General features: G+C 43.0%; 9 protein-coding genes. 5 read left to right on the top strand and 4 right to left on the bottom strand.

Going from position 1 to position 12,377, the window contains the following annotated elements; all coding sequences use genetic code 11:
* Positions 1–142 precede the first annotated feature (142 nt).
* On the bottom strand, positions 143–1,915 hold the full coding sequence (locus F0232_RS05215; protein WP_061032691.1) for a transporter: 1,773 nt from the start codon (positions 1,913–1,915) through the stop codon (positions 143–145).
* 520 nt (positions 1,916–2,435) lie between these two features.
* Between F0232_RS05215 and F0232_RS05210 the strand changes: the two genes are divergently transcribed.
* From F0232_RS05210 to F0232_RS05200, 3 genes are all read left to right on the top strand, one after another.
* On the top strand, positions 2,436–3,047 hold the full coding sequence (locus F0232_RS05210; protein WP_105057244.1) for a toxin-antitoxin system YwqK family antitoxin: 612 nt from the start codon (positions 2,436–2,438) through the stop codon (positions 3,045–3,047).
* Positions 3,048–3,464: 417 nt separating this feature from the next.
* Positions 3,465–5,018 carry a methyl-accepting chemotaxis protein gene (locus F0232_RS05205; protein ID WP_105057245.1) on the top strand — a complete coding sequence of 518 codons (1,554 nt, stop codon included), beginning with the start codon at positions 3,465–3,467 and terminating at the stop codon, positions 5,016–5,018.
* Between the two features lie 852 nt (positions 5,019–5,870).
* Positions 5,871–6,620, top strand: a complete 750-nt coding sequence (locus F0232_RS05200; protein WP_048616477.1) for an oligogalacturonate-specific porin KdgM family protein — start codon at positions 5,871–5,873, stop codon at positions 6,618–6,620.
* A gap of 138 nt (positions 6,621–6,758) precedes the next feature.
* On the opposite strand, the gene F0232_RS05195 is transcribed toward F0232_RS05200, so the two are convergent.
* The 3 genes from F0232_RS05195 to F0232_RS05185 form a co-directional block, all read right to left on the bottom strand.
* Positions 6,759–7,475: a 3'-5' exonuclease gene (locus F0232_RS05195; RefSeq protein ID WP_008223443.1), complete on the bottom strand. Its 717-nt coding sequence runs from the start codon at positions 7,473–7,475 to the stop codon at positions 6,759–6,761.
* Entirely contained in the window at positions 7,475–9,337 is a 1,863-nt protein-coding gene (locus F0232_RS05190) for a DUF294 nucleotidyltransferase-like domain-containing protein (protein WP_017632462.1), read from the bottom strand. The genes F0232_RS05195 and F0232_RS05190 overlap by 1 nt, the downstream gene beginning before the upstream one ends.
* A 246-nt stretch (positions 9,338–9,583) precedes the next feature.
* Entirely contained in the window at positions 9,584–10,303 is a 720-nt protein-coding gene (locus tag F0232_RS05185; protein WP_017632463.1) for a FadR/GntR family transcriptional regulator, read from the bottom strand.
* Between the two features lie 342 nt (positions 10,304–10,645).
* Here F0232_RS05185 and F0232_RS05180 point away from each other — a divergent pair, with 342 nt between their 5' ends.
* Together F0232_RS05180 and F0232_RS05175 are read left to right on the top strand one after the other, a co-directional pair.
* On the top strand, positions 10,646–11,422 hold the full coding sequence (locus F0232_RS05180; protein WP_105057246.1) for an SDR family NAD(P)-dependent oxidoreductase: 777 nt from the start codon (positions 10,646–10,648) through the stop codon (positions 11,420–11,422).
* Positions 11,423–11,619: 197 nt separating this feature from the next.
* Positions 11,620–12,342, top strand: coding sequence for a FadR/GntR family transcriptional regulator (locus F0232_RS05175; RefSeq protein ID WP_017632465.1), 723 nt, complete (start codon positions 11,620–11,622; stop codon positions 12,340–12,342).
* Positions 12,343–12,377 lie beyond the last annotated feature (35 nt).

The following is a 12,377-nucleotide window of genomic DNA, read 5'->3' as shown; positions in this document are numbered from 1 at the left end:
ACATCTCACGTTAAATACTGGATTACCAAAATAACGGCCACCCAAACTGGTGACCGTTTTATTAAAGTTTTCTTTGTTTGAACTTATAATTTCTTAAGACTTATCGTCTTGTTGAAAGCCGTATTTCTTGAAGAATAAGGACTTAGCTTTCAGCTGGTGTTACTTCGTCTTGCTTCTCTACCTTGTCATCTACCGCTTTAACAAGCAGCAAACCAACAGAGAATACAATCAAGCCACAAAGAACGAACACCATGCGTCCCCACATTGGGTTAGGCAGTACGAACATTGTCATTACGCCCACACCCGCAACTGCGATAAGTGAACCCAACATACGACGTTGCTTGTTATCCAGTTTCTTCTGCTCGTTACTTTCAGCAACCAATGGTGTCGCTAGATTGTTGAAGAACTTGTTTACGTCTTTCTCACGATGCTCGGCAAGAGGCTTGTAGAACAGTGTTGATAGAACGAAGAAGCCAGCAGTAAATACGATGTGACCGATAAGGCCGATAGCTACTTTCAGGTCAGCCCACTCACGGCCAGTTAGCTCGTTTAGACCGAACCAGTTTTGGATCATGTCAGCAGTGATAACGAAACCAACGAAGTAAGAAACCACACCACCTACAACTAGCGTGCCCCAACCTGCCCAATCCGGTGTTTTACGGATGAAGAAGCCACAGAATGCTGGAATCGTCATTGGGAAGCCGATCAATGCGCCCACATACATCATGGTGTCGAAAAGGCTCAGACCTTTAAGAGAGTTGATGAACAGAGCAACCAAGATGATCGCGATGCCGAAGAAAGTAGACGTTAGTTTAGAAACAACCATTAGCTCTTTTTCGTTCGCTTTAGGGCGAAGAATCGGCTCGTAGAAGTTCTTAACGAAGATACCTGAGTTACGGTTTAGACCAGAGTCCATTGAAGACATAGTTGCTGCGAACATAGCGGCAATCAGAAGGCCAACCATACCTGCCGGCATGTATTCTTGAACGAAGTAAAGGTAAGCGAAGTCAGCGGCTTTGCTGCCAGCTTCAGGGTAAGCGGCTGCTAAATCAACCCCTTGGCCAGCCATGAACCACGAAGGCATGAACCAGATGATTGGACCAAGCGTCATTAGTACACAAGCAAGCAGAGCGGCTTTACGTGCGTTGTTTGAATCTTTCGCAGCAAGGTAGCGGTAAGAGTTAAGCATGTTGTTGGTAATGCTGAACTGCTTTAAGAAGATGAACACCGCCCAGATGCTGAAGATGCTCATGTAGTTAAGGTTGTCACCCGTGATGAACGAATCCGTTGGGAAGTCGCTAACGATCTGTGTAACACCGCCACCGTGGTAAATAGCCACGACTGCACATGTCACCGTCACCGCCATGATGATAACCATCTGCATAAAGTCAGATGCGATTACCGCCCAAGAGCCGCCCGTCACTGACATGATCAGTACAACCAGGCCCGTTAGGATAATCGTTGTTGTCATATCAAAGCCGAAGATACCCGATGCGATGATCGCTAGACCATTCAACCAGATACCTGCAGAGATAACGCTGTTTGGCATACCAGACCAAGTGAAGACTTGCTCATTCACTTTACCAAAACGCATACGAATCGCTTCAATTACCGTCACAACGCGCAGTTGGCGGAACTTCGGAGCGAAGTAAAGGTAGTTCATTAGGTAACCGAACGCGTTAGCAATAAAAATAATCGCTACCGCAAAACCATCGGTAAAAGCTTTACCTGCGGCGCCGGTAAATGTCCACGCACTGAACTGGGTCATAAATGCCGTTGCACCTACCATCCACCACAGCATGTTACCTCCCCCACGGAAGTAATCACTTGTCGTACTTGTAAACGTTCTAAACATCCACCCTATCGCAATTAAGAATAGGAAATAGATGCCAACTATCAGGGTATTGAGTTCCATCTTTAAGACCTTTTTGTTTATGTTTTTTGTTAGGGTCACTATAGATAGATGGCAAGTACATTTGTACTACAATAATTTAAATGCGTGACAGTGATCTTACAGTCCGCCTCTCAATTAATCATACAAGTGATCGAGTTCAAATTTGCACCGTCTGGGAGCGCCTTTCATCAACTTAGTGCAGCCCACAGCGCCAAAACCCATCTAACCCCCGAAAAACAAGAACAAAGTCACTAAGAAATTAATAACAATCGTTAAAGACGGTTAATCGTTACGGCAAATTTTCATATTCGAACAACGGAAACAGCACTAGATATAGCTTATAAAAATGAATAATCACGACTCATTTGTATTACAAATATTGCGAGTTTATAGTCAAATTTCGCTTTGAAAAGTTCCCTTCATTAGACCGCTAATAATGAAAACTTGAAAACCACTAATAGATACTGACAGTAATTCATAGAAGTGAAATGCTGTTAACACACCGGTTACACTTTCCCTCGTCCAATAAAAAGGTGTCATTATGAAGAAATACATCCCAATATTGATTGCTCTTAGTACGGTGTCTTCTATGAGTTATGCCGCGGCTCCACGAGAAGATGCTGTCGACTATTTACAGATGCGCAAAGGCGTGGCATATCAAGTAAACCACTCAAAACCCTTCACTGGTCAATTTGAAGAAAAATTCGATAACGGCCAAATTGCAACCCAAGCTCAATTTGCTGATGGCCTGGAACTTGGCTTAGAAACGAACTGGTACCCAAATGGGCAAGTCGCTTCCAAGGTCAATTACGTTAAAGGTGAATTACAAGGTAAAGCCGAGACTTGGTACCCGAACGGGCAGAAAAAAGCAGAGCTCAACTACAAAGATAATGAGTTATCAGGGGTTGCTACTCGATGGTATCCAAATGGCGAAAAGAGCCTAACTGCAAAGTACAGAGACGGATTAAAAGATGGCTTGGTGACTGATTACTACACTAATGGCAATAAAGCGACAGAAACCAAATTTAGTGGAGGTAAAATAGCCAACGGCAAATTGACACGCTGGAATGTTAATGGTGACAAAGTTGAAGAAATGACTTTTAAAGATCACAAAATTACCTCTAAGCAGGTTTGGATGCCAACTCAAAGTTAAATTTAACGACGAGTGTTCTTCGTTCAATGCGGGAACACTCTTCTTCAGCTTAACTGTCGTCACTCTTCCTTAAATAACCACACGGTATGCAGCGCTCGTCCCCACCAGATTACATAGGGATAGGTTACCTACTCTTAACAGCCTAACTTTTCAGCTATTCGGCAAACGTATAGTTTTCCACTTTTCAAGTAATAGTGGGTTCGCAAACACCAGATAATGACAAAACAATCATCAATAAGTATTGAAAATAATAAATATTTAACTTGCACATAACAATTTCATAAAATACCGTGAGCAAACGTTTCCGTGCGAGTCAGATCTCATTCATCGTTTTCGTAAGCTATCTAACACGCAAATAAGAGAAACACGATTCTAAATACGTTGTTGAGTCATATTGTTTTGCTTTGGTGCCCGCCTATGAAAATTAAAACTTCCCTAATTAGCCTTGTTTTTTTATCCATCCTGTCTTTACTGATCGTAGTTTCATTCACAGAAATAGCGAACCTTAAGCTAATCAAGCTTGAGAAGACATTAATCAAGGTAAAGTCACTCGAAGTCTCGATGCTTCAACTCAATCGAACAGAATTAGAGTTTCTAATAAGCCATGATAAAACGCTCAAGCCAGTATTTGCTCAAGAATACTCTCACTTTCAACAATTAATGGGCAGGTTTTCTGTCTTGCTTAAAGAGTCTGATATCGCAGTCCCTGAGTTAGAAAAGCTGACACTCGAAGTAAAGCAATACGACAAAGACTTCTCGTTAATGGTAGATGCCATCGACCACAACCCAGCCAAGGTCGCCGAACTCAAATCTGAAATGAAAATGCTGTTTGAAGATATCATCTCTATCTTCACCGCCGTAGAAAGTCGGCTAGAAAAAGGCGTCGATTCGACCCAAGAAACAATCACCACTTTTATCATCAGCTCAGTGACGATTGTCACTACAGTTTTGATCGCACTCTCACTCGGGATTTCTTCACGCATCTCTCAAAAGATTCAATCACTGAACTCAACCATGCGTGTGGTCGCCGAACAACGCGACTTCACGGTGAAAGCAGAAGACAACAGCTCTGACGAAATTGCAGATATTGCTCGGTCATTTAATGCAGTACTGATTGATGTGCGCCAGCTGGTAAGCCAAGTACAAGGTTCGATACATGAGCTCGGCCACGTCTCTAGTCAACTGCAGCAAGACGGTATGGACGTTGAAAGCGCGCTAAACAAACAGCAACAACAAACCGAAAACATTGCGACTGCGATAAACCAAATGGGCAGCAACATCCAAAGTGTTGCGACCAATAGCGAAAATGCTTCCAGCAATGCGCAAACCAGCTTTAGCACTGCGAATGATGGCTTGAATGATGTCGCATTTACGCGGAACACCATCAATACCCTTTCGACTGACCTCGTCAGTGCTAGTGAAGAAGTGAATCGCCTTTCTGTCCACTCAGAGAAGATCAATACCGTGTTAGAGGTGATCAAAGACATCGCTGAACAAACCAACCTACTCGCCCTAAATGCAGCAATCGAAGCTGCTCGTGCAGGAGAACAAGGCCGTGGTTTTGCAGTGGTGGCAGATGAAGTCAGGACGTTGGCTGGTCGAACACAACTTTCGACCGAAGAGATCTCAAGGATTATCAAAGGCGTTCAAGATCAGACTCAAACAGTCGTAAACACGATTAAAAGTTGTTGTGAGAAAGGCAACAGTAGCGTCGACTCTTGTGAAAATGCGCATTCAAGAATTACTTCCGTTATCGCAGATATGGAAACCATTCTAAATAACAGTTTAGAGGTATCCAATGCCATGAAGGAGCAAAGTGAGGTCACATCAGAGATCATCGAAAACGTAGATTCCATCAAACAGCTGACAATGACCAATGTGAAAAGTGCTTCAAAAAACGCAGCTTCTGCAACTTCAGTGGTAGAGGAAACAGACTCACTTGAACGTGCTGTCATCAACTTAAAAGCCTAACTCTTAAGCCGCGGTTTACACGCTTATTGAGCCTCAAACGACTCTCTACTCAAATTTCAGATAAAAAAACGCTCATGTTGCCTGTATCAACATGAGCGCAAGGGCAGATCTTCGACTACCATCTCCTACCTTTCTAAACGAAAGCAGAAGTTATAATTAGAATAGTTGGGAGCAATAATCAAAATGCTTTCGCAAGCACTTCAACGATTTCTTCTTTGTCGCTGATGAGAACAAAGGGTAACTATTCGAACCCTGTTCATTCCTATAAAGTTCATACTCATATAGCAGGCTATGTCACTGCCTTGCCTACTACATTTCAAACCTTCTCTGATTGAGCTTTAAATCACCTCAAGTAAATGCCTCATGCTTTTAAAGCGGTTGGATTTAATCCATTTCGCTTCAAGACCACTCTTACTTATTCGGCTTCACACCGTCTGTTCATACAATCAACACAGCAAAGTTATGTGTTGCTACAGAAAGTTAGTAAATAATAATGTATTACAAATAAAAATAGTATCTAAAGGTTCAATTCTTTGCTGTAGCGCACATTTATTGACGAACAAAACTCTTCAAAATCATTATCAACAGCTAAATAAATCAATAAAAATCATCAACTTACTGGATTAGATCAACTTTGTAACCCTTTGTAAATAGTGATTTTGTCACTACAACACGATCTAATTCACAGATCATCACGCCTCAGACCGCTACCATATTTGTATTATTTAAATGCAAATCTAGAATTGAGAAAAACTTAATAACCTCAACCACTGGATGCAATGAAAGCTAGAACTACTCTATTTGGCTTGAGACTTAAGCCATTACTAAACCTATAAATATGGAACTAATACCATGAATAAAACTAAAATCGTGATTGCTGTGGCATCTGTACTCGCTGCTGGCTCTGTATCTGCTGCGTCTTTCGATATGAGACACGAATACAAGAGTCATACAGATCAACACGCTACTCGTGTAAAACTTGGCGATAGCATTGGCAACTTCCTTGTAGATATCGAAGCGAAATTCAAGGGAGAAGACGGTAAATTCATGGAAGATTTGAAGAACAATGGTTGGGAACTTGGTCTAAATTACCGCCATGTTCTCAACGATAACTGGACAATGACTTACGGTATGCCAATTGAAGGCCGTGAATCAGGCGTTACGTATAAGCCTCAAGTTCGTGCAACATACAAAGTGGATAGCGTTGATGGCCTGAGCCTAAGTGCTCGTTACCGTTACGATATGAGACAGAACACTAGCAGCTCAGAGTATCAATTCGATGACAATGGTGATGTTATTGTTGATAGTGACGGTGTTCCAATCACGGTTGATAAAAACGTTTCTAATCAACGTCGTCACCGTCTAACGGCAAACGTTAACTACTCAATGGAAAACTGGCGCTTTGGTCTAGAAGGTAACTACTACAAAGCGGATGGATATGACATCTACGACAACGACGATACCAACTACGAGTTAAACGCCAGTATTCGTCACATAATGGGTCAGTGGGCACCATACGTAGAGTTTGGTGATGTGAGCACTTCATCGACTAAAGCGACTCGCGAACTACGTAGCCGTGTTGGTCTAACTTACAGCTTCTAATCGATAGCTACATGAAAAATCTAAGATAATTACTGTCCTAATTTTCTAAGACCTAAACAAAAGCCAGCTTAATCGCTGGCTTTTTTTTGCTTTGAAATCCCTTCACCCAATAAGCGTCAAGTAATTGAAGTTACTGCCCTAGTGGCTGATTCGATATAGAAATGAAAGTGTCACTTCATCGTTAGGCACTACTCGCTTTTGCTGTGCCAATAGTAACTCAGCCGTAGAGACTGCATCTGCTAACGCGTTGTGGCTGTTGTACTCAGGCAGACCATACCTTTCACGCGTACCCGCCAGAGTTAAGTCCACCTCTTCATGGTTGCTGATCGCTTTCTCCATGCTCTTCTCAATACACAGTGTATCCAACCAAAGCAAAGGCAATTGCCTTAAGCCATAACATCTCAGCAGATATTGGCTAATGAACTTCTCTTCGACCACACACGCGTGCGCGACGATGATCTTACCTTTTGCTGCTTCGAAGAAAGTGAGCATAGCATCATGAATAGATGCTCCCTCTTCCAACATCTGTGGTGTGATGTGGTTAATCACCGCGGTTTCAGCGTTGATCTGAGAATCATTGTTCAAGTAGATATGCTTGGCCGAAGCCAAATCGATTCGCCCCTTTACCACATCGACCCATCCCATAGACAAGATAAGATCTTGTTCGCTGTCTAAGCCTGTGGTTTCAAGATCCAATACAATATAGTCGCTGTCTTTGGCTAGATCTGTCATTTCAGGACAAGGCTGTTCTACCAAATCATGTAACGCTTCTGGCAGCTTAACTGTACCCAGATATTGCTTACGCTTGCGTTTAATTCGCTCAAGCGGGTGAAAGTAGTTCAACAAGGCTTTCATTAACGCGCTCCGAAACGAATTTTCGCCGCTTCTTGAAGGTCGGCAATGATTCTAAAGGCGTCTTTCAAGTGCTTACGTTCAAAGCTACCAAAGCTGTCTGGGTTGATATTGTTGTCTGGCACCTCCCCGTTCTTCAAGGCCTCTAATTGGTGTCCGAAACGGAAAGACAGAATGAACTGATACGCGCCAAGGATGTTCTTGAATGCGTCGTCACTCAACATGCCTTTTTCATTAGCAGCAGCGAAACGTTCGTCCGTTGCCGACAAGTCACACTCAACCGCCAAACCGTAAATACGCGCTAAATCGATGATCAAGTTAATAGCGTACTTCTTCACGTTGAGTGTTTTCTTGTTCTCACCCGACTTCTCAAGTACCAAACTATTGAAGATGCCCAAAGGTGGGTTGGTGTTCACCGCATCTTTCACTAACGTGCTTAAGAACTCACGGTTGCTGCGAATATTGTTATGCAGTTCATCACGGAGAATGCCTTCAAACTCACTGTTGCCGTAAATGGTACGAATCTCTAGGAATACACTGATGTTGAGTAAGCGTTCGTACTCAGGGTTTGCCACCCACTTTTTATAGTAGTGCTTCCATACGCTGAGCGGTTGACACCATTTTGGCGTCGCAGCCATGAATTTACCCGGACAGAGTGGGTAGTCACAGCTCGCTAAGCCGTTGGTCACCATCATGGCTAAGTGTTTAAAGTAAATGCGGTCGCTGTCGGTTGCATCGTCAGCCAGTACGATCGCACTGTCTTGATCAGACAGCATGTGAACTTCGTTACGAGCATGCGAACCCGCCACTATCCAAGAGAAATCACACGGCGGCGGGCCTAACTTATCAATTGCTATCTGAATCAATCGGCGTGTGTAGGCATCCATAATCATGGTCATTACCTTGCCGACCGTTTCCGGTGCAACCTTACCTTCCACCAGCGCTTCAAAAATAGCTTGTCGCTCTGAAGTGAAGGAAGACATGGTTTTCACGCTGCCCGCATATTTGATTTTCTCGATTAAGAAGATCGCTTGAACACGGTGGTTTTGAACTAAGTGAGACGTCGTCAGAAGGCCAACGACTTTGTTCTCTTTCACTACAGGAAGGTTACGAATGTTGAATTGCATCATGATAGACGCAGCATGCAACACAAGATCGTCCGGTTTTACTGTGAGTGGAGAATGTGTCATTACCTCAGAGATTAAATTTTCAGTGCTAACACCGTGCGCAATCACGCGTTTGGTCATATCACGGTCGGTGATCAAGCCAACAATGGTTTCACCTTCATAGATCACCGCACAAGGAGAGCGTTGATGCAGCATTTCTACCGCGACCGATTGGATGGTTTGCTCAGATTTGACGATGGCCACCTGCCCGCTTGCCACCTCTTCAACCTTACGAATGAACAAGCCCTTCTCTTTATTTGACCACACCACATCAAGTGCCGACTTCAAGCGAACTTGAGCCTGTGATGCAAAGTGTTCAGCACAGCTTGGAAATGCTTTGAACAACGTTTGAAGTGCCGAGTGTGGTATCACATAAAGTAAGGTGTTTTCGATGGCGACGGCGCGATAGCCTTTCTCGTCGTTAACTTCAGAATCTAAGAACGTAAAGCCGAACAAATCTTCACTGCCTAAACGCGCACGAAGTACGCCGTCTGATTTTCTTTGCTCCATGGAGCCCGTTCGAATGATATAAAGCGACTTCTCTTTACCCGACTCACACAGATCAACCACATCCCCTTTGCCGAGGTAAGTGATCTGAACATTAGAGGCAAGCTCACGAAGTGCTTCTTTAGGGATCTTATCGAAAGGGTCTATCTGACCGATGAATTGAAGAATATTTGGCAGCAGAGACTGGGGCATAATCACACTCACAATAATTTAATTAGTATTATTATATAACTTAAAATACTGGTTACTAGTGATTTTAATAAAACGGTAAATAATAGATTAAATATTGGACACTGGTCAGGTTTTCATCAAATTTGAATACAAAAAAAGCACGTATCGAACGTGCTTTTTAGGTGTCAGTTTGTTTTAACTAAGATTTTTAAATCAGTATCTTTTTATAAACCAAAGTCATTTTAAAACTAAAGCTTTTTAAAACAATCAGCTAGCCACTGGTAATCTGTGATTAGTTTCTAACAGGTGGCTTGCAGACGCTTGGCGCGCTTTGTCACTGTTACCCGCCATGATTGCTTCATAAATTTGGCGGTGTTCGTTAATACACGTACTTCCCTCTTCAGAAGAATGAGAAATAAAGTTAACAAACATCGTCGTCAAGATATTACCAAACGGCAGGTAGAAGTCGTTGCCCGTTGCGTTGAAAATCAAGCTGTGGAACTTCATGTCGATATCTAACCAACTCTCTTGGTCGAATTCTTCTGCACTCGAGATTTCTACCATCTGTTGGAAAATACCCGAAAGTTCAATACGTTGCTCAGCGCTCGCAAATTGAGCAGCCAACGCACACGCTTCTGGTTCAATCGCACGGCGTAAGCCTAAAAACTGATGACAAAATTGGTCTGTGTCTGCTAGGCCATCCATCCACTCGATCAATTGTGGATCGAGGAAGTTCCAGAATGCGCGGTCAACCACACGAGTACCAATCTTAGGACGAGATTCTAGTAGACCTTTTGAAGTCAGAAGTTTCACCGCTTCTCTTAATGCTGTTCTACTGATACCAAATTGCTCACACAGAGCCATTTCACCAGGGATAATAGAACCTTGAGGCAAATTGCCCGACAAAATACCACGAGCGATTTCACGTGCAACTTGCACATGAAGGCTTCGCTTAGAGCCTGAAATCGAATTGAAAGAGCCAGCCATGTGTCTACTTACTTATTAGATATGTATTATTTAACCCGGACTATATCACCGATTTATACCTGCACCAACTCAGTATAAGAATAACGTGAGGTCACTCCTGATATAGTCTAGAGCAATATTTCACTCATCTTACCCCTATTCAACACATTAGACCTCTTCAATCTATTTATTCATACAAATAGTTCTTATTTACACTTTTTGAGTATGCGCGAACTCACAAAACCACTCTTACTCTCACTATTTATGTCGTTAATGATCGGTTTTGAGATGAACACCCTTGAATATGGCAAGTGTTATTGTATGATTTATTAACGCAAATAATCTACAATATAGGCGACTCTGATGTTTAACGATTTAAAAGGCAAACGCATTCTAATTACTGGCTCTACTGCTGGTATGGGCTTAGCTACCGCACGTATTTTTGCAAAGTATGGTGCAAAGATTGGCATCAATAGTCGTGCTTTCAGCCCAAAAGTGGATGACGTACTAACAGAACTCACTGCACTGGGTGGCGATGTTGCGTTTTTCCCAGCAAATCTGATGGACACATCAGAGTGCGAAAGATTAGTAAAAGAGTTCACCGAGCATTTTGGTGGCATGGATGTCTTGATCAATAACGCAGGTGGCTTAGGCGGTCGTGCAAATCTAGAAAGTATCGATGACGAGTTTTATGAACGAGTTATGGATCTCAACGTTCGCTCTGCATTAATGACAACCAAGTTCTCTATCCCCCACTTACGTGCTTCTGCTGCTGAGTCGGGGCAAACATCGTGTGTTATCAGCACGGGGTCGATTGCGGCTCGTGAAGGTGGCGGTGTGGGTGCTGGCATCTATGCAGCTTCAAAAGCGTGGTTACACGACATTCACCGTAACTGGGTGAAAGAGTTTGCGAAAGACAATATCCGTTTCAACATTGTTTCTCCGGGTACTATCGATACTGCATTTCACGATGGTAAAAGTGACGAGCTAAAATCGAACATTGCCAGCAACATCCCAATGGGACGCTTTGGCAATATCGAAGAAGTTGCACCGACTTTTGCTTTCTTTGCATCCCATGCTTGCAGCGGTTACATCACAGGACAAATCTTGGATGTAAACGGCGGACAGATAGCACCCTAGCTTAGGCAAATAATGCCTTGGCTTAAAGACTGAAGCTCAGCTTTAAGGCAGCGCTTTAAGTTACACATTACATTAGGTCACAAGACCTTAATAGATGAGGCAAAACCTCACGCTATATTAGACGTATACACTGACATCAAAACGCCAGATTCGTCTGGCTTTTTTTGTTTTTAAAGTTTCAATTTCAGGTGGTTTAAATGTCAATATTTACATTGGTGGAAGATTCAAGCCGCCGAATTCATGTTCAAGTGGCGCGACAAATTGCTCGCAAGATCTTATCTGGCGAGTTACAAGAAAATCAAAAGTTACCTAGCGAAATGGAGCTGTGCGATATCTTTGGAGTAAGCAGAACTGCCCTTCGAGAATCAACCAAGCTACTTTCTGCAAAGGGGTTGATTGAGTCAAAACCGAAAGTAGGCACTCGTATCAAACCAAGAACGCAATGGCACTTCTTAGATCCGCAATTGCTGTATTGGATTCAAGACTTAGAAGACACCAAACCCTTCTTGTCTCAGTTCTTAGGCTTAAGAAAAGCGATTGACCCAGAAGCGTGTGCGCTAGCAGCAACCAACGCAACGGTAGAACAACGCAAAGAGCTTTCGATTCTGTTCCAAAAGATGACCATTGCGGCCAATAGCTTTGATTATGAAGAGTGGACAACCAACGATCACCTGTTTCACCAAACGATTTTCTTATCGACAGGTAATCAGTTCTACATCCCATTCGCGAACATTCTGTCGACAATCTTCAAGCAGTTCATCGACCATTCAGCCGAAGGCGGTCGCTTCTGTTTAGAAGAACACAAAGCGATATACGACGCGATTATGTCGGGTAACGCTCAGCAGGCTCGAATAGCCTCACAAGTGTTACTAGACGATGAAAACCAAAAGCTGTCTCGGGTTGAACTCGCCATCGCATAACCAAGATTTACCAAACTGACTCGTGTATTTCAATA

This window comes from Vibrio sp. T3Y01 (assembly GCF_013114525.1).
Taxonomy (GTDB): Bacteria; Pseudomonadota; Gammaproteobacteria; order Enterobacterales; family Vibrionaceae; genus Vibrio; species Vibrio chagasii_B.
The sequence above is the reverse complement of the archived record's forward strand: the minus strand, read 5'-3'. Positions and strand labels throughout refer to the sequence as shown.